At 70.2% G+C, this 22,192-nt stretch carries 21 protein-coding genes and 6 tRNA genes; 16 read left to right on the top strand and 11 right to left on the bottom strand.

Features of this window, described 5'->3' with window-relative positions; genetic code table 11:
* Window positions 1-43: 43 nt before the first annotated feature.
* From ACOKR1_RS09765 to ACOKR1_RS09745, 5 genes are all read right to left on the bottom strand, one after another.
* Window positions 44-1,576, bottom strand: coding sequence for an RsmB/NOP family class I SAM-dependent RNA methyltransferase (locus ACOKR1_RS09765; protein WP_422936440.1), 1,533 nt, complete (start codon window positions 1,574-1,576; stop codon window positions 44-46).
* A complete protein-coding gene (locus ACOKR1_RS09760; protein WP_422936439.1) occupies window positions 1,573-2,496 on the bottom strand; it encodes a methionyl-tRNA formyltransferase in 924 nt (307 codons plus the stop codon). The genes ACOKR1_RS09765 and ACOKR1_RS09760 overlap by 4 nt, the downstream gene beginning before the upstream one ends.
* Window positions 2,493-3,092 carry a peptide deformylase gene (gene def, locus ACOKR1_RS09755; protein ID WP_422936438.1) on the bottom strand — a complete coding sequence of 200 codons (600 nt, stop codon included), beginning with the start codon at window positions 3,090-3,092 and terminating at the stop codon, window positions 2,493-2,495. Before def ends, ACOKR1_RS09760 begins: the two co-directional genes overlap by 4 nt.
* Window positions 3,093-3,135: 43 nt before the next feature.
* Window positions 3,136-3,993: a cytochrome gene (locus ACOKR1_RS09750; protein WP_422936437.1), complete on the bottom strand. Its 858-nt coding sequence runs from the start codon at window positions 3,991-3,993 to the stop codon at window positions 3,136-3,138.
* Between the two features lie 81 nt (window positions 3,994-4,074).
* A tRNA-Val gene (locus ACOKR1_RS09745) sits at window positions 4,075-4,146 on the bottom strand.
* A gap of 245 nt (window positions 4,147-4,391) precedes the next feature.
* On the opposite strand from ACOKR1_RS09745, the gene ACOKR1_RS09740 reads away from it, so the two are divergent.
* The 5 genes from ACOKR1_RS09740 (at window position 4,392) to ACOKR1_RS09720 (ending at window position 4,899) form a co-directional block, all read left to right on the top strand.
* Window positions 4,392-4,464 (top strand) — tRNA-Gly (locus tag ACOKR1_RS09740).
* A gap of 42 nt (window positions 4,465-4,506) precedes the next feature.
* Window positions 4,507-4,577, top strand: a tRNA-Cys gene (locus ACOKR1_RS09735).
* A 38-nt stretch (window positions 4,578-4,615) separates the two neighbouring features.
* Window positions 4,616-4,687: transfer RNA gene (locus ACOKR1_RS09730), tRNA-Val, on the top strand.
* Between the two features lie 24 nt (window positions 4,688-4,711).
* A tRNA-Gly gene (locus ACOKR1_RS09725) sits at window positions 4,712-4,784 on the top strand.
* 43 nt (window positions 4,785-4,827) lie between these two features.
* Window positions 4,828-4,899, top strand: a tRNA-Val gene (locus tag ACOKR1_RS09720).
* 501 nt (window positions 4,900-5,400) lie between these two features.
* Here the strand turns inward: ACOKR1_RS09720 and zapE are convergent.
* Entirely contained in the window at window positions 5,401-6,444 is a 1,044-nt protein-coding gene (gene zapE / locus ACOKR1_RS09715) for a cell division protein ZapE (RefSeq protein ID WP_422936436.1), read from the bottom strand.
* Between the two features lie 219 nt (window positions 6,445-6,663).
* Between zapE and ACOKR1_RS09710 the strand changes: the two genes are divergently transcribed.
* Both ACOKR1_RS09710 and ACOKR1_RS09705 read left to right on the top strand, forming a co-directional pair.
* On the top strand, window positions 6,664-7,578 hold the full coding sequence (locus ACOKR1_RS09710; RefSeq protein WP_422936435.1) for a sulfurtransferase: 915 nt from the start codon (window positions 6,664-6,666) through the stop codon (window positions 7,576-7,578).
* Between the two features lie 117 nt (window positions 7,579-7,695).
* The gene (locus ACOKR1_RS09705; protein ID WP_422936434.1) at window positions 7,696-8,163 is read left to right on the top strand and encodes a SufE family protein; all 468 of its coding nucleotides are present in this window, start codon (window positions 7,696-7,698) and stop codon (window positions 8,161-8,163) included.
* Between the two features lie 858 nt (window positions 8,164-9,021).
* Here the strand turns inward: ACOKR1_RS09705 and ACOKR1_RS09700 are convergent.
* The 4 genes from ACOKR1_RS09700 to ACOKR1_RS09685 are packed head-to-tail and all read right to left on the bottom strand — an operon-like array spanning window position 9,022 to window position 12,158.
* Window positions 9,022-9,684 carry a DUF1254 domain-containing protein gene (locus ACOKR1_RS09700; RefSeq protein WP_422936433.1) on the bottom strand — a complete coding sequence of 221 codons (663 nt, stop codon included), beginning with the start codon at window positions 9,682-9,684 and terminating at the stop codon, window positions 9,022-9,024.
* A 1-nt stretch (window position 9,685) separates the two neighbouring features.
* The gene (locus tag ACOKR1_RS09695) at window positions 9,686-10,288 is read right to left on the bottom strand and encodes a DUF1214 domain-containing protein (RefSeq protein WP_422936432.1); all 603 of its coding nucleotides are present in this window, start codon (window positions 10,286-10,288) and stop codon (window positions 9,686-9,688) included.
* Window positions 10,289-10,337: 49 nt separating this feature from the next.
* Window positions 10,338-11,462: a hypothetical protein gene (locus ACOKR1_RS09690; protein WP_422936431.1), complete on the bottom strand. Its 1,125-nt coding sequence runs from the start codon at window positions 11,460-11,462 to the stop codon at window positions 10,338-10,340.
* Window positions 11,463-11,516: 54 nt separating this feature from the next.
* Complete coding sequence (locus ACOKR1_RS09685) at window positions 11,517-12,158, bottom strand: dihydrofolate reductase family protein (RefSeq protein ID WP_422936430.1); 642 nt, start codon at window positions 12,156-12,158, stop codon at window positions 11,517-11,519.
* A 150-nt stretch (window positions 12,159-12,308) separates the two neighbouring features.
* On the opposite strand from ACOKR1_RS09685, the gene ybaK reads away from it, so the two are divergent.
* Window positions 12,309-12,815 carry a Cys-tRNA(Pro) deacylase gene (ybaK, locus tag ACOKR1_RS09680; RefSeq protein WP_422936429.1) on the top strand — a complete coding sequence of 169 codons (507 nt, stop codon included), beginning with the start codon at window positions 12,309-12,311 and terminating at the stop codon, window positions 12,813-12,815.
* Here ybaK and ACOKR1_RS09675 read toward each other — a convergent pair.
* The gene (locus ACOKR1_RS09675) at window positions 12,789-14,108 is read right to left on the bottom strand and encodes an alpha/beta hydrolase family protein (RefSeq protein ID WP_422936428.1); all 1,320 of its coding nucleotides are present in this window, start codon (window positions 14,106-14,108) and stop codon (window positions 12,789-12,791) included. The genes ybaK and ACOKR1_RS09675 overlap by 27 nt on opposite strands.
* Before the next feature lie 142 nt (window positions 14,109-14,250).
* Here ACOKR1_RS09675 and ACOKR1_RS09670 point away from each other — a divergent pair, with 142 nt between their 5' ends.
* The 8 genes from ACOKR1_RS09670 to ACOKR1_RS09635 all read left to right on the top strand — a co-directional run bounded on the left by ACOKR1_RS09670 (window position 14,251) and on the right by ACOKR1_RS09635 (window position 22,192).
* Window positions 14,251-14,736, top strand: coding sequence for a hypothetical protein (locus ACOKR1_RS09670; RefSeq protein ID WP_422936427.1), 486 nt, complete (start codon window positions 14,251-14,253; stop codon window positions 14,734-14,736).
* A 14-nt stretch (window positions 14,737-14,750) separates the two neighbouring features.
* A complete protein-coding gene (gene msrB, locus ACOKR1_RS09665) occupies window positions 14,751-15,218 on the top strand; it encodes a peptide-methionine (R)-S-oxide reductase MsrB (protein ID WP_422936426.1) in 468 nt (155 codons plus the stop codon).
* A 253-nt stretch (window positions 15,219-15,471) separates the two neighbouring features.
* A complete protein-coding gene (locus ACOKR1_RS09660) occupies window positions 15,472-16,818 on the top strand; it encodes a DUF6421 family protein (RefSeq protein ID WP_422936596.1) in 1,347 nt (448 codons plus the stop codon).
* Complete coding sequence (locus ACOKR1_RS09655; RefSeq protein ID WP_422936425.1) at window positions 16,815-17,567, top strand: SDR family NAD(P)-dependent oxidoreductase; 753 nt, start codon at window positions 16,815-16,817, stop codon at window positions 17,565-17,567. Before ACOKR1_RS09660 ends, ACOKR1_RS09655 begins: the two co-directional genes overlap by 4 nt.
* A gap of 51 nt (window positions 17,568-17,618) precedes the next feature.
* On the top strand, window positions 17,619-18,716 hold the full coding sequence (locus tag ACOKR1_RS09650; RefSeq protein WP_422936424.1) for a threonine aldolase family protein: 1,098 nt from the start codon (window positions 17,619-17,621) through the stop codon (window positions 18,714-18,716).
* 113 nt (window positions 18,717-18,829) lie between these two features.
* On the top strand, window positions 18,830-19,441 hold the full coding sequence (locus ACOKR1_RS09645) for a DUF3000 domain-containing protein (RefSeq protein ID WP_422936423.1): 612 nt from the start codon (window positions 18,830-18,832) through the stop codon (window positions 19,439-19,441).
* Between the two features lie 27 nt (window positions 19,442-19,468).
* A complete protein-coding gene (locus ACOKR1_RS09640; protein ID WP_422936422.1) occupies window positions 19,469-20,842 on the top strand; it encodes an HRDC domain-containing protein in 1,374 nt (457 codons plus the stop codon).
* Window positions 20,843-20,974: 132 nt separating this feature from the next.
* Entirely contained in the window at window positions 20,975-22,192 is a 1,218-nt protein-coding gene (locus tag ACOKR1_RS09635) for a thiolase family protein (protein WP_422936421.1), read from the top strand.

Below are 22,192 nucleotides of genomic sequence, written 5' to 3'. Positions count from 1 at the left end.
ACGGTAGCGCATAGCCACCGGAATTCCGCGGGCGGTCGGGGCATCAATAGGCTCCGGAACTGCGCTTCCGGAAAAGGGCCAGGAACATCGCGTCGGTGCTGTGGACGTGGGGCCACAGCTGGGCGGTCGCTGCGTGCCCCGCGCCGAGGGGGCGCAGAGCGACGGCGTCGAGCGCGGCGCCCGCGTCGAGCGGCTCGATGTCGGCGCGTCGGCGCAGCGCGTCCTCGACGACGGCGATGGTCTCCGCCGGGTGCGGCGAGCACGTCACGTAACCCACGACACCGCCCGGAGCAGCCGCGTCGATCGCGGCGTCGAGCAGTTCGCGCTGGAGGGGCCCGAGCTCGGCGAGGTCCTGCGGGGTTCGCCGCCATCTGGATTCGGGGCGGCGGCGGAGCGCGCCGAGCCCGCTGCAGGGCACGTCGACGATGACGCGCGCGAACGTCCCGCGGAGCTCCGGATCGAGCGTCCTCCCGTCCCCCGTGCGGACGGACCACGCGCCTTCCGGGACAGGACGCAGGGCCTGGCGCACGAGGTCGGCGCGGTGCTCCGCTGGCTCGTTCGCGAGGAGCGTCGCACCACGTTCGGCTGCGAGTGCGCCCAGGAGCGCCGCCTTGCCGCCCGGTCCCGCGCAGAGGTCGAGCCAGCGTTCGCGTTCGCCGGCAGCCTCAACCGGGGCCGCCGCGACCGCCCGGGCCACGAGCTGCGACCCTACGTCCTGAACCCGAAGCGTCCCACCGCGCACGGCCGCCCAGCGGCCCAGGTCGCCGCCCGCGGACAGCGCCGAGCCTTCCACGAGCTCTCCGGGCGTGGCTCCGGCCTCGAGCGCTTCATCGAGGTTCCCGAGACCGGGAAGCGCCACGAGGTTCACGACCGGCGCGGCGTTGTCGGCTTCAAGGAGGGCATCGATCTCGGTCACCGGCCGCCCGTGGGCCGCGAGCGATTGGCGCAGGGCGCGCACGATCCACGCAGGGTGCGCATAGCGGATCGCCGCAGCCTCGGTCGCGTCAGCGGTCGCCGACGTCAGCTCCTCGATCCACTCCTCGAAGCCGTGCTCGCTCGCGCGCCGCAGCACGGCGTTGACGAGCGAACCGGGGCCAGCCCCGATCGTGCCGCGCGCGAGGGCGACCGTCTGGTTGAGCGCCGCGTGGGGCGGAACCCGCATCGCAAGCAGCTGATGCGCGCCGAGGCGCAGAACGTCGAGGACGGCCGGGTCGAGCCGGTCGAGCGGTCGGTCGACGCAGCGGGCCAAGATCGCATCGTACGTGCCCTGGCCGCGGAGCGCGCCGTAGGCGAGCTCCGTCGCGAAGCCCGCGTCGCGGCGATCGAGCCGGTGGTGGCGGATGCGGGCCGGCAGCACGAGATTCGCGTACGCGTCGTCGCGGGACACCGCGCGGAGCACCTCGAAGGCCACGAGCCGCGCGGGGTCGGCCGCCCGCGCGCGCTGGCTCGGAGCCTGCTGGCTGAACCGCCGGGGGCCGCCAGCGCCGCGATGACGCTCGCGCCCCTGCTCGTTGCGCCGTTCGGGGCGCCCGCGGCCCTCGCCGCGGCCCGAAGCGCCGCGCTCAGATGCCGTCATGCGAACCTCATCCCCTCTGCGGACCCCGCGCCGCGCGCCCAGTCCGCGGCGGCCATCATCTTCTTCCCGGACGGCTGAACCCGCACGAGTTCGAGCGCGTGCGTCGCCGTCCCGACGAGGAGCCGCTGACCGTCGAAGGAGAGTTCGCCCGCCGGCAGGCCGGTCACATCGGGCCGGAGCAGAGGCGGCTCGAGCTTGAACCGCTCGCCGTGGAGGGTGGTCCACGCCCCGGGTTCGGGCGTCACGCCGCGCGCGCGGCGGTGGACCGCGATGGCCGGCCGCGTCCAGTCGAGGTGGCCGTCCTCGAGCGAGAGCTTGGGTGCGTACGTCGGATCGCCGGCCTGCGGCTGGGGCGCGAGCGTCCCGTCAGCCACGCCCGCGATCGTTCGCGCGAGGAGCCCGGCCCCGCTCACGGCGAGCTCGCCGAGCAACTCGCCGGCGGTCGCGTCGGGACCGGGGGTCAGGGCGAGCGTGCCGAACACGGGGCCCGTGTCGAGGCCCTCCTCAAGACGGAACGTGGACGCGCCCATGACGTCGTCGCCGTGGATCACCGCGTGCTGCACGGGAGCGGCACCGCGCCAGGCGGGCAGAAGGGAGAAATGGAGGTTGACCCAACCGTGCGGCGGCACCGCAAGGGCCGCCGGCGGCACGAGGCCCCCGTACGCGACAATCGCGGCGACCTCGGGGCGAAGCCCCGCAAGCCGCTCGGTCACCTCGGCCGTGATGCGCGCGGACTTGACTACGGGCAGACCCAGCTCGGCGGCCCGCGCGGCGACGGGCGACGGCGTGAGCACCCGCTTGCGGCCGATCGGAGCGTCCGGGCGGGTCAGCACCCCGACGAGGTCGACGCCGGGCTCTGCCGCGAGGCGGTCGAGCGAGGGGACGGCGACCTCGGGGGTTCCCGCGAAGAGGACCCTCACACGTTCCTCCCCGCCCCGCGGGACGCGCTGCCGCCGAACGACGCGCCCGTGCCGAACGCCGAACCGACGTGCCCCGCGCGCTTCGTGACCGTCTGCCCCGCCATGGAGGAGTAGTCGATGGCCCGGATCGCCCGATGTGCCGCACGCCGTTCCTCGCCCTCGAGGCGGTCCACGAAGAGGATCCCGTCGAGGTGGTCGGTCTCGTGCTGGAAGGCCCGCGCGAGCATGCCCTCGGCCTCGACCGTCACGGCGTTCCCCTGCGCGTCGAAGCCCGAGGCCGTAACGGTGCGCCGCCGCCGCACCGGGAAGGCGACCCCGGGGATGCTGAGACAGCCCTCGACCACGTCGTCTTGGAAGTCGTCGGAGAGCTCGAGGACGGGGTTCACGAGGTGCCCGCGCGTCCCGTCGATCTGGTACGTGAAGACGCGCTGCCCCACGCCGACCTGCGGCGCCGCGAGACCCGCGCCGTCGACGTCCTCCATCGTCTCCATCATGTCGGCGACGAGCCGCTCGAGCTCCGGCCCGAACTCGACCACGGGGTCCGCGGGCGTGCGCAGCACGGGGTCGCCGATGATCCGGATGGGCAAGATGGCCATGGCGGGGGAAGCCTTTCGGTACGGGTGAGGGGCTGGGGTCAGTCTATTCCGCGCTGGGCGGAGGCGGCGGGAGCGGCAGGAGCGTCCGCCCCGCCGAGGCCGCCTCGACCCTGGCCGCCCAGACGCGGCGCAGCCGGCAGAACGTGAGCCAGTGGAACTTGCGGACCTCAGGGTTGACGCGGACCGCCGCGAACTCCGTCTCCCCGATCGCGACAGCGATGAGCAGGGGATCCTCACCATACTTCCAGGGCTCCCACTCCCCCGCCGCAGCGTCCACGAGGCCCTCCTCGGCCTTCATGCCAGCGACGAGCTGCATCGCGACCTTCTCGTCCGGCGGCTTGACGCGCCCGTCCCGCGTGGTGCCCTTCGTCTTGTAGTCCACGAGGCAGATCCGACCGTTGATTCGCGCCACGAGGTCGAGGGTCCCGGCATAGCCGACTGACGTGTTCCACACCGTGAGCTCCGGGGCGATCGGCTCGACCCCGAAACTCTCCCACCAGTGCTCGACGTTGAGGGCGAACGCCTCCTCGCCCTGGGCCCTGAGCGCCTCGCGGGCCTCGTCGAGACGATGCGGCCGGCCCAGCGCACGCAGCGCGAGCTGCTCGGCGAAGGTATGGACTCGGTCTCCCCGCTGGGCGGCGGCCTTCGCGTAGTCCTCCGACGCATCGACGGCCGTCCGGACGAGCTGTCGGATCCGAGCTGGGCTGTCGAGCGCATCGCGCAGCTCGGGGTGATCTGCGATGTGCCGCGCCGCCATGTAGCTGCGCCAGCCGTCGAGATCGAGGGGCTGCTGGGCGATGACGGTCGTGATCGACGGGACGGTGGGCTCGGCGGAAAGGGAACGCCGATACATCCTGCCGAAACCGTCGGGAGATTCTGCGGCGAGGCCAGGGACTGTCATGGGAGCACCCTTTCACACGGGTCTGACAACGCACGTGGCGGAAAAACAAGGACCCCCGGACAGCGTCCGGGGGTCCAGTTGTGGGCGATACTGGGTTCGAACCAGTGACCTCTTCGGTGTGAACGAAGCGCGCTACCACTGCGCCAATCGCCCGAGTTCTCGGTGCGGCACCCGGCTAGCGAGCGCTCTAAGACTCTAGCCCACGCCGCGCCCAGATCTCAAATCACGGCCCTCGAATTGCACACGTGTGGTTCACCGTTCGGCAACCGGCGGTTCGCCGTCGAGCGATTTGTGCATTGCCCGCCCGTTCTGTAGAGTCTTTACTCGTTGAAGCGCGGCCACGAGCCCGAACGCGGCCCGCAAAGCCGCGGGTGCGGCGAGGGCCAGGCAACAACCCTGCGGACGTAGCTCAGTTGGTAGAGCACCACCTTGCCAAGGTGGATGTCGCGAGTTCGAGTCTCGTCGTCCGCTCGCAGGACACTGTCGGAAGCATCCTCGTCAGGATGCCAACACGGTGGGGTGGCCGAGAGGCGAGGCAGCGGCCTGCAAAGCCGTATACGCGGGTTCGAATCCCGTCCCCACCTCGGTGAATATCCTGATTTCCGGTTTGCTCCGGATTTCCGGGCGATTGGCGCAGCGGTAGCGCGCTTCCCTGACACGGAAGAGGTCACTGGTTCGATCCCAGTATCGCCCACGGAGAGGCTTCACGGCCTTTCGTGCGGACGTAGCTCAGTTGGTAGAGCACCACCTTGCCAAGGTGGATGTCGCGAGTTCGAGTCTCGTCGTCCGCTCTCTTCTTCGTAACGGGATTCTCTCCGGGGAAGAGGTCTCCTTGGGCGATTGGCGCAGCGGTAGCGCGCTTCCCTGACACGGAAGAGGTCACTGGTTCGATCCCAGTATCGCCCACCCCGCACGGCGCCTCTCGAGGCGCCGTTTCGCGTATCCGGCCTTCTCCTCCGGCACGATTCCGGACCACGGGCGTATCAATCCACCGTTTGGCCACCCCCCGTTAACCAACCGTTCATCCTCGAAGCGGTAGAACCGGCGTCATATCCGCAGCGCCGTCGGCTCTCTTCTCCCGGTAGCCACGTGCGGGCCGCCCCCAACGCCTTCCCCGGGAAACATGCCCCCAACTCTGGTGAGGGTGTTGGATTGGGCCCGGCACGTGGCTACTATCGTTCGTGGTGGAGCACTGTGGCTCCCTGAGTGAAAGGAGGTGGCCGTGTCTCAAGTCGACGCAATCGCGGGCAGGGCCGGTAACTGCGCTATGAGGCTCGATCGAATCGAGTCGTCGTCCCGATCTCACGGGGGCCAGTCCTAGAGACTCAGCCGGCGCAGGCCGGACCGACCAAGATCACGTCACAGGGATGCCGGTACCGCTGAGAGGCGGGACCGGCATTTCTGCGTCTACGCCGGCTCGTGTGCCTGGCCTTCGCGGGCGAGGGCCGTGAGGCGGGAGACTGCGCGGAAGTACTTCTTGAGGTATCCGCCCGCCATCATCTCGGCGGAAAACAGCTGGTCGAACGGCACACCGGAGGCCAGGATCGGCACATCCTTGTCGTATAGCCGGTCCGCGAGGACCACGAAGCGGAGGGCGACCGCCTGCTCCTCGATCGTGCGGACGTCCTTCCACACGACGCCGTCGATCCCGTCGATGAGCTGGCGGTAGCGGCTCGGGTGCACGCCCGCGAGGTGAGTCAAGAGGGCGCCGAAGTCGTCGACCGCGACAATGCCGCCGTCGAACTCGGCGTTCATCCGCGCGTCGAGCTCGTGGGGCTCGAGCGGCGCGGGCGCGGCCGGGAGGCCGCGGTGGCGGTAGTCCTCGCCATCGATCCGCACGACGTCGAACTGGTCGGCGAGCACCTGGATCTCGCGCTGGAAGTCGACGGCGGCGAAGCGGCCCTCACCGAGCGAGCCCGGGAGGGTGTTGGACGTCGCGGCGAGCTTGACCCCCGCGTCGGCGAGCTCGCGCATGAGGCGGGACATGAGCACGGTGTCGCCCGGGTCGTCGAGCTCGAACTCGTCGATGCACACGAGCCGATACGTGCTGAGCGCCTCGACGGTCTTGCGGAACGAGAGGGCGCCCACGAGGTTCGTGTATTCAACGAACGTGCCGAACGCCTTGGGCCCCGGCACGGAGTGCCACAGCGACGCGAGAAGGTGGGTCTTCCCCACCCCGAAGCCGCCGTCGAGGTAGACGCCGGCGCGCCCCTTCGACTTGTTGGCCCGAAAAAGCTTGGAGAACAGTCCCCCGCCGTCCCGCGCGCCGTCCACGGACACCCCGAAGTCTTCGAGCGACTTGACGGCCGCCGCCTGGGTGGGCTGCGCCGGGTCCGGGCGGTAGCTCGCGAAGGAGACCTCGCCGAAGCGGGGTGAGGGGTGGAAGCCAGCCAGGATCTCTTCGGCGGACACTTTCGGCGTGCGGGTGGTCAGGTGTGCGACAGTCGCCAAGGAATCCGTCCGTTACATGGGCCCACAGGGGCGCTACATCGGTGTGAGGGGCAAGGGCAAGGATATCGCGGAGACGCGCGTCATGTTTCGCAGCATGACAACGGACGACGGCGGCACTCACCCCGTGCGCGCACCGTGGCTACGCTGGGAGGGACTTCCCAGGAGCACGCGGTCGTGGCTGGCCGCGGCCCCGACTCACCCGAGCGAAAGGCAATCGCCATGAGCTACCCCCTCGACACGAACGAGAAGTTCGCCGCCTACGCCCATCCCGAGCGCCTCGTCTCCACCGAGTGGCTCGCCGCCCAGCTCGCCGGAGGCGCGCTCGAGGATGCCAAGCTCGCCGTCGTCGAGTCCGACGAGGACGTTCTGCTCTACGAGACGGGTCACATCCCGGGCTCGGTCAAGATCGACTGGCACACCGACCTGAACGACGAGGTGGCTCGCGACTACGTCGACGGCCCGGCGTTCGCGAAGCTCCTCTCCTCCAAGGGCATCTCCCGCGACACGACCGTGGTCATCTACGGCGACAAGTCGAACTGGTGGGCCGCCTACGCACTGTGGGTCTTCACGCTGTTCGGCCACGAGGACGTCCGCCTCCTCGACGGCGGCCGCGACAAGTGGATCGCCGAGGGCCGCGAGCTCACCACCGAGGTCCCGACCCCAGTCGAAGGCGACTACCCCGTCGTCGTGCGCGACGACGCGCCCATCCGCGCGTTCAAGGACGACGTGCTCGCGCACCTCGGCAAGCCGCTCATCGACGTCCGCTCCCCCGAGGAGTACACGGGCAAGCGCACGCACATGCCCGCGTACCCCGAGGAGGGCGCGCTCCGCGGTGGCCACATTCCGACGGCCGCGTCCATCCCGTGGGCCCGCGCCGCAGCCGAGGACGGCACCTACAAGTCGCGCGGCGACCTCGAGGCGCTGTACCTCGGGGAGGCTGGCCTCACCGCCGGAGACGAGGTCGTGGCGTACTGCCGCATCGGCGAGCGGTCGAGCCACACGTGGTTCGCGCTCAAGTACCTCCTGGGCTTCGACAACGTCCGCAACTATGACGGTTCGTGGACCGAGTGGGGAAATGCGGTGCGCGTTCCGATTGTTAAGGGTGAAGAACGAGGCACTTGGCCGCTCTCCTGAGGGCGGACACGAAGCACGCGCCCTCCTAAGGCGCGGACACTAGGCACCGATGCCGGCGCGGCGGTCTCACCACGAGGCCGCCGCGCCGCGCATCGCCCGGCATGGTCTGGAAGGGATATGACGACTCACACCACACCCGCGGCTCTCGCGGAAATCATCGACGAGTTCCAGGGGCTCGAGGAGCGCGACCGGCTTCAGCTCCTGCTCGAATTCGCGCAGTCGCTTCCCGAGCTGCCCGAGCGGTACGAGAACCACCCCGAGCGCCTCGAGCAGGTTGTCGAGTGCCAATCGCCGGTCTTCATCACCATCGAGACGGAGCCCGCGGACGACGGCGCGTCCCCCACCGTGCGCCTCTTCCTCACCGCTCCGCGCGAGGCCCCGACCACGCGCGGCTTCGCGAGCATCCTCGCCGAGGGGCTCGACGGCCTCCCCGCCAACGAGATCCTCGCCGTGCCGGACGACATCGCCCACGAACTCGGGCTTGACCGCGCCGTCTCGCCGCTGCGCCTGCGCGGCATGAGCGCAATGCTCGTGCGCATCAAGCGCAAGGTGGCCGGCGAGTGCCAGCTCGGCCAGTCCGCCTGAGGCACCCTGCGGACGTGACGGCGCAACGGATCGGATGAGCTGGGCCTGACGCGGTCCCCGCAGTATGACGAGCACAGGCTGCCCGCCCTTGTTGCGAGCGGCCCGGGTGGAGGATTCTCCTAAGACTCTCGGGGAGGCCGGCGGCCCGTTCCGTTCCCGCCGGTGCCGGCGCCCGTGCCAGACCCGCCGGTGCCGGCGCCCGTGCCAGACCCGCCAGTCCCCGCACCCGTCCCAGACCCGCCGGTCCCGGCACCTGTCCCAGACCCGCCGGTCCCCGCACCCGTCCCAGACCCACCGGTCCCGGCACCCGTCCCAGACCCACCGGTCCCGGCACCCGTCCCAGACCCGCCAGTGCCTTTTCCTGTGCCGGTCCCACCAGTCCCGGCACCCGTCCCAGACCTCCCGGTGCCGGCGCCCGTGCCGGTCCCGCCCGTACCGGCGCCAGTCCCAGACCTCCCGGTGCCGGCGCCCGTGCCGGTCCCGCCGGTCCCGGCACCTGTCCCAGACCCACCGGTCCCCGCACCCGTCCCAGACCCGCCAGTGCCTTTTCCTGTGCCGGACCCGCCAGTGCCTTTTCCTGTGCCGGACCCGCCGGTCCCCGCACCCGTCCCAGACCCACCGGTCCCAGCACCAGTCCCAGACCCGCCAGTGCCTTTTCCTGTGCCGGTCCCACCAGTCCCGGCACCCGTCCCAGACCTCCCGGTCCCAGCACCAGTCCCAGACCCACCGGTCCCAGCACCAGTCCCAGACCCACCGGTCCCGGCACCAGTCCAGGTTCCGCCGGACTTGCCATCCATGATGGAAAGATAACTCCGCCGACGAACATCGGCGAGGGATCGATCCCGAGGCTCTTACTGACTAGGCGTCGACGCCCAGCGGGACGAGCTGCATTTGCTTCGCAAGCCCGTACGCGATGGGAAGATCGCTTTCGCTCCCCACGAATACGCGGCCGATGACGAGCACGGCATGGCTCGGAGAAGGTATCTGTGTCGCGCCTTCGGGCACGGTTCCGTTCCATCCGGGTCCGCTGAGAAGATAGTCGCCTGCCACGGTTCCGGTCGTGCGCTTGCCGACGTAAGCGAAATTTGCGCCATCCGCGGGGTTCGTGAGCTGCAGGCTGTAATACCGGCCCGCCGTGTCCGGAACGTGCAGAAGCTGCGGCCCCTTGTTCAAGTCCAGCCACCCTCCGATATAGAGCACGTCGTCGGTTCCGGTCGCCAACAAGCTCCCGCGCGACGCCGACGGAGAAGAGGTACTAGGCACGGCGTAAAGCGTGTTGACCGGGACCGGCCCATCACCGAGCCCACGCTTGACAATGACCCTCTTGTAGCCGTTGACGGTAATACGCGGCCAGAGGTAAATGAAGAGCGGGGCGCCGAGCAGCCACACCACGCCCGCCGCTATCGCCAGCGGGACGATCTCGCCCCATCCGCGCGATATTCGCTGGTAGACCACCCACGCGAAAATTGCGAGTATGACGGCCGTGAACGGATAGGCGTACTTCAAGATGAGGTAATTCATATCATCCAGCCTTAACAACCGGCGGGACCCGATACGTCTCATCAAGAATCGCCGAGCCGGGCAGATACACGCGGAGCATCAACTTGAACTTTCCGGAAGGGGACGGCAACCAGTTCTGCTCATGCCCGGCCGGAGCGCTTTGCTGGAAATAGATATCGATCGAACCGTCGGCATTCTTCACGAGATTCGAACGATCGTCAAAACTCGAGCGATTAATGGGACTTTTCACCATATACCCGACGGCATCGGTCATGGTAAGCGACCAGAAGGCGTCATTCGGCGGGAGCTGCCCGGCCGGAAAGCGCATGAGGTATTCATGCCGGCCAGTGAGCGTTTGCCCTGACCCGTCCGCAGCCGCAGTCCAGTAAGCAGCCTCCTCAAACACATTCACGATCGGCAGGGCTTTGGCGCAGGCGGCCCGCACGAGCACGCCATTCCCGGGCCGGCCGCACTTGCGGATGGCGCTCCAGCCGTTGACAGTCGTCGTGATGGTCCGGGCGGCGGCGTTCATCACAAGGATCGCTGTCAAGAACGCGAGCGTGGCGCCGATGATGATCCCTTGCACGACGCCGGACTGCGTGACCCAGGTGAGGATACTTGCCATGTCCGCACACTAGCTCCGCCGCCGTGAGGAGCACCACGAGTTGGTCGCCCTACTTCTGGGTGCGGGTTCTGCCGGGGTTGGGGCGGCGAGGCGGCGTTGGCTGGGAAGGCCACCGGCGCGGTCCGGTCCACATGGACGGCGGGGCGTCGAGCTCGCGGCACAGCGCCAGCGCAGCGCGATCGTAGTTCACGCGCCATCCCCTGAAGTGGGGCCAAGCGTCCTCGTCGGTTTCGGTGACCGGGTAGCCGACCGAGCGGAGGGTTGCGGCGGCCTGGGCGAATTCCTCGAACGTGATCGAGATGGGCATCGTGTCGGCGGCCTGGGCAAGATCGGGAACAGGCAGCTTCGCAGCTCTGGCCATGTCGTTGAGAGTCTCGAACCCCATGCGCAGCATGAGCCGTGCCGTGATCTTGGGATCGGAGTCTGGGGCGAGGGCGAGGTGAAGGGCGGCGGCATCCATGACCGCGATGAGGGACGTCAGCCAATGGGAGTTCGTCCTCGGCGAGCGCAGGCGAAGCAGCGTCGTGTAGGTTGCGTGCGATTCGGCGACCTCCGCGGTCCACCGCTCCCAGCGCACGAAGAGCTCGCCGAGAACCGGTCCAGAGGGGCTGCTGCCGGTGCCCCAGTGGGTCCGCAGCAGGATTTCGGGTCCCCAGGCCGGAGTTCCGGCTCGGGCGACGAGGAGGCTGACCTCGGTTTCGCGTCGGTTGAACGAGGCGTACACGGTGGGCAGGTAGCCGATCTGGAGACCGATGACCGCCATGCCGGAGAACCCAGCGAGGTAGGCGGCGAGCTGTCCGCCACCGCCGTGCGGGACCGCGAAGCCGAGCGTGAAGACGGAAGAGCCGGCGTCTTCGAGAGCCGCGCCGAGATCGCCGCCGGTCGCCGGCAGCATGATCAGCGCGAAGCCGACCACGAGCATTCCCATCCATGCGGTCAGGCGGACTACGAGAGTCAGGGGGGCCTGCCAGCCCAGGAATCGGTCGCGCCGTTCGAAGGCGTCGACGCCGCGGAGGGCCACAAGAAAGACGCCGTCCAGCAGCGCGTCGATCACCGCTGTCACCAACGACCTGACGCGCCGCGGGACGACGAGCGCGCCGAGAATGCTCATCGCGGTCCCGACGATCAAGCAGGCACCGGCGGCGAAGCCGGCCCAGATCAACACCTCAGACAAGGGTCCGCTTGGGTCTTCAGCTGCCGCTGCCCGATGCGGTCCGGCGCACGGCCGTCATCGCCGGAAAGTCACGTGCGTGATGCCGCTCTCGGCGGCCTCTGCGGTGACGCTGTAGCCCGACTCGAGGCCGCGCAGATCGTCCCAGAGACGGATGCCGTGCCCGAGCAGGATGGGCGTGATGGCGACGTGGAGCTGGTCCACGAGACCGGCCTTGAGGAAGTCGCGCACCACAGAAGCCCCGCCGCCGATGCGGACGTCCTTGCCGTCAGCGGCGGCGAGAGCGCGATCGAGCGCCTCCTCCGGGGTCGCGGACAGGAAGTGGAACGTCGTGCCGCCCGCCATCTCGATCGACGGCCGCGCGGTGTGCGTGAGCACGAACACCGGAGCCCGGAACGGCGGCTCGTCGCCCCACCAGCCTCGCCAGTCCGGATCGTCCGGAAAGCTGTGCAGGCCGAACATCCCCGCACCCATAATCTCCGCGCCGACCTCCGCGAAGTACGCCTGCGCATACTTGTCGTCCACCCCGGTCGTGCCTTCCCCCGAGGCGTCGTGCAGGACCCGTTCGCGGAAGGTGCGGGTTGCGACATAGGCGGAGACGAGGCGGGACCAGTCCTCGCCCATCGGGTTCTCCGGCGTCTGATCCGCCGTCGTCGCGAATCCGTCGAGCGAGATGTTCAGGTCGACACGTACGGCCATCGAAGGCTCCATCCCCAAGTGATTGCAATTCGCCATCACTGTAGTGGAGGCTCAGACACTGTCAAGGCTGGCATACCCCGACGAGCGCGGCTCCCAAGGCTGCGCCTCGGCGGGATGCGTCGGCACAGGCTTCCCCAACGCGAGGTGGCGATGCGATCCACAGGCAAAGCCAAAGGCGGGCACGGCCCGGGCACGCCGGCGACGGCCGCGCTCGACGCAGCCGGTGTCGCGTACACGGCCCACCCCTACGAGCACGACCAGTCCACGCAGAGCTACGGCCTCGAGGCCGCGGATGCTCTCGGCATCGAGCCCGAGCGCGTCTTCAAGACGCTCATGGTGGACGTCGCCGGCAAACTGTGCGTCGCCGTCGTGCCTGTCAGTGGGAGCCTGGACCTCAAGGCGGCCGCCGCCGCGTTTGGGGCGAAGAAGGCCTCGATGGCGGATCCAGCGGCCGCCGTGCGACGCACGGGCTACGTCCTGGGCGGGATCTCCCCGCTGGGGCAGCGCCAGCCCTCCCCGACCGCCATCGACGAGTCGGCGCTCGCGCACAGGACGATCCTCGTCTCGGGCGGCCGGCGCGGCTTCGACATCGAGCTCTCCCCCGCGGACCTCGTGCGCCTCACGCGCGCGTCAGTCGCCCGCCTGCGCGGGCCTTGAGTCTTCTTCCGCGGAGCCTCCGACAAGATCCCCAGCCGGATGCTCAACCTGCTGGCCCGGCCCCGGACGCGGCGCGAGCACCTCGCCGAGCCACGTCACGATCGTCTGCTCCCAGCGCTCTGGGTCGACGTTCCATTCCTTGGTGTGCCGGGCCTTCCGGAACGTCTCAAGCGTTACCATCTCGGGATTGCGGCCCGCGAGAAGCGCGGACGGACCGAACGGCACGAAGTCGTCGTCCACGCTGTGCAGGATGAGCGTCGGCGTGCGGAGCTCGACGGCGCGAGTGACCCAATCCATCGCCCGGAAGTCGAGCGGCGCGGCGAGGCCCGTGATGCGGCGCCCCCACGGATGCGCGAGCAGGAATTGGCCGAACCGCCCCACGCCGGCGGGGATGCGGTTCTTCTGCGCCTGGTGCGCGAGGACGTCGACCCAATCGACCACGGGCGCGTCGAGGACGAGCGCGCGGATGTACTGCCGGAGGCTCGACCGATCCGCGGCTGCGAGGCTGATCGCGCCGCCCATGGACCAGCCGAACAGCACGACGTCCTCGGCCCCGTTCGCGAGCGCGAACGCGATGGCTTCCTCGACGTCGCGCCACTCCGTCATGCCGAGCCCGTAGCGGCCGTCGGGCGTCGCGGGGGCGTCTCCGTCATTGCGGTAGGAGATCACGAGGCTCGTCAGGCCGAGCCGCCGCGCGGGGAGGAGCCCCCGCAGCGATTCGAGGCGCGACGCGCCGCGCCCATGGACCATGATCGCCCAGGTGCGAGCGCGCTCGGGGCTCTCGGGGCGCACGAGCCACGCGGGCGCTGGCCCTAGATCGGTCTGGATCGCCACGTCCTCGGCCACGCAGTCGAGGTCGGCCGGCGAGCCGAAGACGACGCCGCTCCAGCGCGCCCGTACCGCCTTCCGCAGGTCGCCCGCGTACTCGGCGACAACTCGGCGCGTCACCGTCCCGTCCCCTGGCGTGTAGTCCTCGAGCGGGCCAAGGCGCGCGTGGCCCGCCCCCAGGTCGAAGAACAGGCTGTACTCGCCGTCGACCACCGTCTCTGGCGTCGCGCGGAGGATCACGCGCCGTTCGCTGCCCGAGCCCTGAACCGCGAGGACCTCCTGATCCTCGTTCTTGACCCGCTCCGGCGTCACGATACGCCGCGCGAAATAGGCGGCGAGCGCCGAGCTCGAGGCGGCCACGGCAGACGCGGCGCCGAGGCCCACCCCGGCGCCCAGAAGGGCCCAAACGCTGCGCGGAAGCGGGGCGCTGGGGGCGGACTGGGACTCGGATCGCTTGCGGGGCATGGCCCCATTGTCGCAAGTCCACGAGCTCCGAGCGGACGACGGCGCGCTGCCGCGACCGAGGCGCGCGGGACCACTTGCGCCCGCGGCGGCCACGCGCGGGCGGCCTGTGGGCGATTCGGTGGGCGACCGCTAGTCTGATCCCATGACGGCGCCGATCCTCATCCTGACCGAAGTCGCCCTTGGGCCCGCCGAGCGGACCGCGGTGTCCGAGCTCGTCGAGCACGACACCCCCATCGAGATCCTCGTCCCGGCGGGACGCAAGCGCCGCCTCGTGGTGGACTTCCTCGATCACCTGTCGATGCTCGAATTCGGCAAGGCCTTCGAGGGTCTCGCCGGCGAGGGCGATCCCGTGGCCCAGCGCGCCGTCGCCCAGACGGCCCTCGATGGCTCGCTCGCGGCGCTCGACGGCGTGGGCGGCGGAGCGACGGGAGGCCTCGTGGAAGGCGACCCGGTCGTCGCGCTGGCCGACCGCGCGTCGTCCTCCGGCGCGACCCAGGCCATCGTCGTCACGCTCCCCCACGCCATCGAGGACACGTTCCACACGGACTGGGCCAATCAGGCCCAGCGCCGCATCGGGATCCCCGTGCTGCACCTGTACGCGGGCACGGGATTCATCGGCGACTCCTGATCGTTGACCTAGGCATGGATGCTGCACAGCCCACCCCTCTGCCCCACGGCCCCTCTCTCCCCCGCCGCTCCTCTCTCCCCCACCCCGCCGCCCGTACCGACGCCGAATGGCGCGACCGCCTCACTCCCGAGGAGTACCACGTGCTCCGCGAGGCCGGCACCGAGCGCGCCTACACGGGCGAGTACTGGGACACCCACACCAAGGGCAGCTACCGGTGCCGCGCGTGCGGCGCCGAGCTCTTCACGAGCCGCGAGAAGTTCGATTCGCATTGCGGCTGGCCCTCGTTCTGGGCGCCGCTCGCCGACGATGCGGTCGTGTACCTGCACGACCGGACCCTCGGGATGGACCGCGTCGAAGTGCGCTGCGCGACATGCAACTCCCACCTCGGGCACGTGTTCGAGGGCGAGGGGTACGCGACCCCGACCGATCAGCGCTTCTGCATCAACTCGATCTCCCTCACACTCGTGCCCGAGGCGGAATGACGCACGGCTGAACCGGACCGGCCGAGGCCTCGCCAGTGCGGGCCACGGCCGGTTTCTTCGGCCAGCAAGCAATAGACTTTCTGGTGCTAAGAGCATTTCACGCGCAGATATCCTTCCTCTTGGCTACTCTCGTATCAGCCTTCCCTGCTGAGAGAAACCGAGAGAAAGCGAGTTGGCCGTGACTGCGATCGCTCACGCTGCTGATGTCTCCCCCACCCGCGCAGCCTCACCCGCCCACCGCACCCACGGCGCCATCGCCCAGGATCCCCAGTGGCTCGCCCTCAAGGAAGCGGCGATCCGCCTCCAGCCGCTTCAGGCCCACGACGGCTCCGTCGCGGAAGCCTCGGACCACACTCTGGCCGGTGAGCTCATCCAGGAGATCACGGCGAGCATCGAGGCCCTCGCACCGCGCTTCCCGCACGACACCGAGTACCTGCGCCTCGCCGTCGCCGATTTCCGGCGCTGGGCCGGGCAGGGCTTCGGCGTCCCGGACTTCCTCGACTCCCTCGTCGCGTTCCAGCCGCAGCTCGACCGCGCGAACGGCCGCCAGCATCTCGTCGTCTTCCCCATGTACACGCAGAACGGGAGCCGAGACCGGCTCGTCGAGGCCGTCCTCGTCGAGGTCGTGTGGCCGGACTTCGTCGCCGAGCTCGAGGCCGGCGCCTACAGCAACAAGCTCTTCGTGCCGATCCGCTTCCTCGACTTCACCCCCGGCTACGCGACGAACTCGGCCGTGCTCTTCCCCGAGACGGTCGCGATGCGCGAAGTGCCGAAGTTCACGTGGGGCGCCATCTTCGCCGACCGCGAGGCCGCGCGCTTCCGCCGCGTCCTCGACGCCGCGGCGAGCGTGACGAACCTCGAGCTGCCCGCCGACGCCGCCGAGCTGCTCGCGGACCAGAAGCTCGCCGAGGAGACGTTCGTCATGTGGGACCTCATCCACGACCGCACCCACATGCGCGGCGATCTCCCGTTCGACCCGTTCATGATCAAGCAGCGCATGCCGTTCTTCCTGTACTCGCTCGAGGAGCTGCGCTGCGACCTCACGGCGTTCCGCGAGTCCGTCAAGATCGAGCGCGACGAGGCGGCGGACCCGGAGACCCGGCACCACGCGAAGCTCGTTCAGTACGCCGTCATCTTCGACCGGATCTTCCGCTTCGCCATCACGGGCAACCGGGTGCGCAACTACGACGGCCTGGGCGGCCAGCTCCTGTTCGCGTGGATGCACCAGCACCGCGTGCTGCACTGGACCGACACCAAGCTCACGATCGACTGGGCAGAGGTCCCCGCGGTCGTGAGCGCGCTCGGCGATGCGATCGACGAGCTCTACTGGCGCTCCATCGACCGCCCGAAGGTGGCACACTGGCTCGCAGCGTACGAACTCGTCTCGGGCACCGTGACGCCAAACCCGGCCTCCGTGTGGGCCAAGGGCCCCGAGGCGCTCCCGCTCGCGGGGACGCCGCGGGAGATGACGGACCAGGTGCTCGACGATGAGTTCCCGCTGTCCATGTTCTACGAGGCCTTGGAGAAGAAGATGCGCCACGTCATCGAGTCCACCGCTGGAATCACGGGCCGGAGCGCCCTCCCCGGGACCGCCGCGTGAGCCCGAGCGCCGAGGGCGCGGTCGTCGTGGTCGCGGGGGCCACCGCGGCCTCGGGCGTCGCGACGGTCCGGGCCCTGCGCGCCGCGGGCGCCACAGCGATCGCCGTGGGCAGCAACGCCGAGCGGCTCGCCGCGGCGTTCGGCCCACCGTCCAGCGAAGCGAACGACGGCGGCGTGCCCCAGCGCGCGTGCGACCTCGCCGACTACGCCGCGGTCCAGGCGCTCGCCGCCGAGCTGCGCGGCACGTTCGGCGCGGTCGACGGCGTGATCCACCTCGTGGGCGGATGGCGCGGCGGCGGCTCGCTCGCCGAACAGTCGGACGAGGACTGGGACTTCCTCGCGCGCTCGGCGATCACGACGCTGCGCAACACGAGCCGCGCCTTCTTCGACGACCTCCTCGCCTCGCCGCGCGGGCGCTTCGCGATGGTCACGTCGACCACGCTCGACCGGCCGACCGCCGGGATCGCGAACTACGCGGCGGCCAAGGCCGCTGCCGAGATGTGGACGCGGGCCGCGGCCGAGGGGTTCTCGGCAGCCCAGTCCGGGCGCAAGGAGGCTCCCGTGCCTCAGGCAAGCGCCGCCGTCGTCCTCGCGGTCAAGGCCCTCCTCGACGACGCGATGCGCACGGCCCAACCCGAGCGGCGCTTTCCCGGGTACACGCACGTGGACGAGCTCGCGGCGCGCGTCGTCGCGCTGTTCGCCGAGGACGCCGCGACCCTCAACGGCGCCAGGCTCGACCTTACGGCGTGACCCCACGGCGCCCCTGAAATCTTCGACAGAACGGTGCGCAATACTGTGACAGTGACTTCGATCGACCCTGCCCCCACCGCCATCGCAAGCGCCCCGGCCGGATGGCCCCTCCACGACACGGCCCGGCGCGGCTTCGCGTCGGACAACTATTCGGGCGCCCACCCCGAGGTCCTCGCGGCGCTCGCGGCTGCGAACGGCGGCCACCAGACGTCCTACGGCGACGACGACTACACCGCGCGCCTCAAGGCCGAGATGGAGAGGCTCTTCGGCGAGGGCGTCGAGTCCTTCCCTGTGTTCAACGGCACGGGAGCGAACGTGCTCTCGCTCCAGTCGCTCGTGCCGCGCTGGGGCGCGATCGTCTGCGCCCACACCGCGCACATCAACGTCGACGAGAACGGTGCCCCCGAGCGCGTCGGCGGCCTCAAGCTCCTCGCCGTTCCCACGGAGGACGGCAAGCTCACCCCTGAACTCATCGATCGCGAGGCCTGGGGCTGGGGCGACGAGCACCGCGCCCAGCCGCTCGCCGTCTCGCTCACCCAGACGACCGAGCTCGGCACGCGCTACTCAATCGAGGAGCTCCGCGAGATCACCTCGCACGCGCACTCCCTCGGCATGAAGGTGCACATGGACGGCGCCCGACTCGCGAACGCCGCCGCTGGGCTCGGCGTGCCCGTCCGGGCGTTCACTCGGGACGCCGGCGTGGACATCCTCTCCTTCGGCGGGACCAAGAACGGCATGCTGTTCGGCGAGTGCGTCGTGGCGCTCGACCCCGAGGCGGCGCACGGCCTCGCGTACCTGCGCAAGATGGACATGCAGCTCGCGTCCAAGATGCGCTTCGTCTCGGCCCAGTTCCTCGCGCTCCTCGAGGACGATCTGTGGCTCCGCTCGGCCGCGCATTCGAACGCGATGGCGGCCCGGCTGCGCGCTGGCGTCGAGGGGCTCGACGGCGTCGAGCTCACCCAGGAGACGCAGGCCAACGGCGTGTTTGCGATCCTGCCGGAGGGCGTCGCGGATCGCGTGCGCGATCGCTTCAGGTTCTACGACTGGGACGCGAAGCGCCGCGAAGTGCGGTGGATGTGCTCGTTTGATACGACTGAGCAGGATGTAGACCTGTTTGCAGCCGCCGTGCGCGAGGAACTCGCCCGCTAGGTGGCGAGGAGAAGCACAGCCGCCGTGCGCGAGGAACTCGCCCGCTGAGCAGTCGACTGTGGGGGCCTCGGCGTGCCAGACGGGCAGGCCGAGGCCCCTCGACGTACGCTGAGATGGTGACCGCATTAGCCCAGTTGCCTGCGGACTTCCAGAGCGCACTGCGCTCGCTGCGTGCCGCCGTCGGCCGCTCCGAGTTGCGGCTCGAGGAGATCCCGGCACCCGCCCGGCTCGCGCCCTACGCCGTCGCGCTTGAAGCAGAGGTGCTCGACTCGGCGGGGCGACCCCGCACGCCGCGCCCCGCCCCCGCTCCGGACACCGGTGAGCTCGCCACGGGTCGGTTCATCCTTCTGCACGACCCCGAGCCACCAGCCGTGTGGCAGGGCACGTTCCGGATCGTCACGTACATCCGGGCGCGCCTTGAGCCTGAGATGGCCGAGGACGCGCTCCTCGGCTCCGTCGCGTGGACGTGGCTCGTGGAGGCCCTCGAGAAGCACGGAGCTGGCTACACGGCAGCGGGCGGAACGGCGACGCGCGTCCTGTCCGAGAGCTTCGGAACCCTCGCGGGGCGGCGCGAATCGATCGACATCGAGCTCAGGGCGTCGTGGACGCCGACAAGCTCCGCGGTGCGGTCCCACCTCGAGGCGTGGGCAGACATGGTCTGCACGTTCGCGGGGCTCCCACCCCTCCCGGACGGTGTCGCGCCGCTCCCCCGCCGCCGAGACTGACGCGGCGCGGCGTAGACTCGGGGAATCATGACCGCACAGTCACAGGACGCCGCTCAGGCCGGATCGGAGCCCGGCCGCATCGAAGCCAGCCCCACACCGACCCCGGACCGCAGCGACGACGGGAGCGCCCACGTTCATGTCGAGGGCTTCGCCGAGCCCGTGCCCGCGGTCATCGAGCTCGACGCCCCGCGCGACGGGGTCCCGCTGGTGATCGAGACGCCCGAGGGGCTCAAGCGGGCCGCCCGCGCGATTGCGGCCGGAGCCGGCCCCGCGGGCGTTGATGCCGAGCGCGCCTCCGGCTTCCGGTACGGCCAACGCGCGTTCCTCGTCCAGATCCGGCGCGAGGGAGCCGGGACGTGGCTCATCGACCCCGAGCCGTTCGACGACCTTTCCGTGCTCGGCGACGCGCTGCGCGGCGTCGAATGGGTTCTCCATGCCTCGACCCAGGACCTCCCGTGCCTCGCGGAGCTCGGCATGTGGCCGGACCGCCTTTTCGACACCGAGCTCGCGGCTCGGCTCGCGGGGCTCCCCCGGGTGGGCCTGGCCGCCGTGGTGGAGCAGCTTCTCGGCTTCGGGCTCGCGAAGGAGCACTCGGCCGCGGATTGGTCCACGCGCCCGCTGCCGGAGCCGTGGCTCCGCTACGCGGCGCTCGACGTCGAGGTGCTCGTGGAGCTCCGCGACGAGCTCGCCGACCTCCTGGCCTCCCAGGGCAAGCTCGAGATCGCCGAGGAGGAGTTCAGCTCGATCCTCGCCTCGGGGCTGCCGGAGCCGAAGCCGGATCCGTGGCGCCGCACATCGGGCGTGCATCAGATCCGCAATCGCCGCCAGCTCGCCGCGGTCCGCGAGCTATGGACCGAACGGGACGCCCTCGCCCAGAAGCGGGACATCGCCCCTGGCAAGCTCATCCCGGATTCGGCCGTGGTCGCCGTCGCGCGCGCGATGCCAGCCACGGTGCCCCAGCTCATCGCGACGAAGGGCTTCCACGGGCGCGCGGCGCAGCGCGAGGCCCCGCGCTGGCTCCGGGCGATCGCGGCGGCGCGGAGCCTGCCCGACGACGAGCTGCCTCCACTCCACCTGCCGACGAACGCCCCGCCGCCCGCACGCGTCTGGGAGGATCGCGACCCGGACGCGGCGGCGAGGCTGCACACTGTGAGGCCGCGCATCGCGGCCCTCGCCGACGAGCTCGGGATGCCGACCGAGAACCTCCTGACGCCGGATCACCTGCGCCGTGTCGCGTGGCGGCCGCCCGCCGAGCTCACGGCTGAATCGCTCGCCGACTCGCTGCGCGAGCTCGGAGCGCGCGAGTGGCAGGTCGACCGCGTGCTCACCACGGTCCTCGACGCGTTCGAGCACCCCGAGCCGCTTCCCGTGCGGAAGAAGGGCGCGGCGGCCGAGCACTGAGCCTGCGAGGCAGCGGCGCAATGGGCATTGCGGGCTAAGTTACTGACCAGTAACATTGGGGGTGAGGGCGGCCACGCCCGCGGTGTTTGACCCGCCCACCCACAGCACACCCACCACCGGCAGGAGTTGCCCATGGCCCCGAGCAGGCACATCCGGGACGTCGTCTTCGTCGACGGCGTTCGAACCCCCTTCGGCAAGGCTGGCGAGAAGGGGATGTACCACGGCACGCGCGCCGACGACCTCGTGGTCAAGGCGATCCGCGAGCTGCTGCGCCGCAACCCGTCCCTGCCCGCCGAACGCGTCGACGAGGTGTCCATCGCTGCGACAACCCAGACCGGCGAACAGGGCCTCACGATCGGGCGCAGCGCCGCGCTCCTCGCGGGCCTCCCCCGAACGGTGCCCGGCTTCGCGATCGACCGCATGTGCGCGGGTGCCATGACCGCGGTGACGACGACGGCGAGCGGCATCGGCGTCGGCGCGTACGACGTCGTCATCGCCGGAGGCGTCGAGCACATGGGCAACCACCCCATGGGCCAGGGAACGGACCCGAACCCGCGGTTCCTCGCGGAACGTCTCGTCGATCCCGCCGCCCTCAATATGGGCAACACTGCGGAGAACCTCCACGACCGCTTCCCCGCCATCACGAAGGAGCGCGCGGACCGCTACGCCGTCGCCTCCCAGGCGAAGCTCGCGGCCGCGTATGCCGCCGACCGGATCCAGCCGGATCTCGTCCCGGTTTCGACGCACCGCCCGGGCGAGGGCTTCGGCCTCGCGACGGCGGACGAGCCGCCGCGGCCCGGCACCACGATGGAGGACCTCGCAGCGCTGCGGACCCCGTTCCGCCCGCACGGCCGGGTCACCGCCGGCAACGCGGCCGGGCTCAACGACGGTGCGACGGCGTGCCTCCTCGCGTCCGCCGAGACCGCCGAGGAGCTCGGTCTCACGCCCCGCATGCGGCTCGTCGCGTTCGCCTTCGCCGGTGTCGAGCCCGAAGTCATGGGGATCGGGCCCGTGCCCGCCACGGAGAAGGCCCTCGCCAAGGCCGGCCTCTCGATTGAGGACATCGGCCTCTTCGAGATCAACGAGGCGTTCGCCGTCCAGGTCCTGAGCTTCCTCGACCATTTCGGGATCGCGGACGACGATCCGCGCGTGAACCGCTACGGCGGGGCGATCGCCGTAGGCCATCCCCTCGCATCCTCGGGCGTGCGGCTCATGACTCAGCTAGCCCGCCAGTTCGCAGAGGATCCGAGCGTCCGCTACGGAATGACGACCATGTGCATAGGGCTTGGCATGGGCGGCACCGTCATCTGGGAGAACCCGAACCACCCCGACTACCGGAAGGGCGAGTGA

Origin of the sequence: Sinomonas sp. P47F7, assembly GCF_049332655.1 — a bacterium.
Classification (GTDB): domain Bacteria; phylum Actinomycetota; class Actinomycetes; order Actinomycetales; family Micrococcaceae; genus Sinomonas.
This window is presented reverse-complemented; position numbering and strand designations above follow the sequence as displayed.

Coding starts and splice junctions, on each gene's coding strand:
- ACOKR1_RS09765 (WP_422936440.1), bottom strand. CDS start 1,576: ATGACGGCATCTGAGCGCGGCGCTTCGGGCCGCGGCGAGGGCCGCGGG.
- def (WP_422936438.1), bottom strand. CDS start 3,092: ATGGCCATCTTGCCCATCCGGATCATCGGCGACCCCGTGCTGCGCACG.
- ACOKR1_RS09750 (WP_422936437.1), bottom strand. CDS start 3,993: ATGACAGTCCCTGGCCTCGCCGCAGAATCTCCCGACGGTTTCGGCAGG.
- ACOKR1_RS09710 (WP_422936435.1), top strand. CDS start 6,664: ATGAGCTACCCCCTCGACACGAACGAGAAGTTCGCCGCCTACGCCCAT.
- ACOKR1_RS09705 (WP_422936434.1), top strand. CDS start 7,696: ATGACGACTCACACCACACCCGCGGCTCTCGCGGAAATCATCGACGAG.
- ACOKR1_RS09700 (WP_422936433.1), bottom strand. CDS start 9,684: ATGAATTACCTCATCTTGAAGTACGCCTATCCGTTCACGGCCGTCATA.
- ACOKR1_RS09695 (WP_422936432.1), bottom strand. CDS start 10,288: ATGGCAAGTATCCTCACCTGGGTCACGCAGTCCGGCGTCGTGCAAGGG.
- ACOKR1_RS09685 (WP_422936430.1), bottom strand. CDS start 12,158: ATGGCCGTACGTGTCGACCTGAACATCTCGCTCGACGGATTCGCGACG.
- ybaK (WP_422936429.1), top strand. CDS start 12,309: ATGCGATCCACAGGCAAAGCCAAAGGCGGGCACGGCCCGGGCACGCCG.
- ACOKR1_RS09675 (WP_422936428.1), bottom strand. CDS start 14,108: ATGCCCCGCAAGCGATCCGAGTCCCAGTCCGCCCCCAGCGCCCCGCTT.
- ACOKR1_RS09670 (WP_422936427.1), top strand. CDS start 14,251: ATGACGGCGCCGATCCTCATCCTGACCGAAGTCGCCCTTGGGCCCGCC.
- msrB (WP_422936426.1), top strand. CDS start 14,751: ATGGATGCTGCACAGCCCACCCCTCTGCCCCACGGCCCCTCTCTCCCC.
- ACOKR1_RS09645 (WP_422936423.1), top strand. CDS start 18,830: ATGGTGACCGCATTAGCCCAGTTGCCTGCGGACTTCCAGAGCGCACTG.
- ACOKR1_RS09640 (WP_422936422.1), top strand. CDS start 19,469: ATGACCGCACAGTCACAGGACGCCGCTCAGGCCGGATCGGAGCCCGGC.
- ACOKR1_RS09635 (WP_422936421.1), top strand. CDS start 20,975: ATGGCCCCGAGCAGGCACATCCGGGACGTCGTCTTCGTCGACGGCGTT.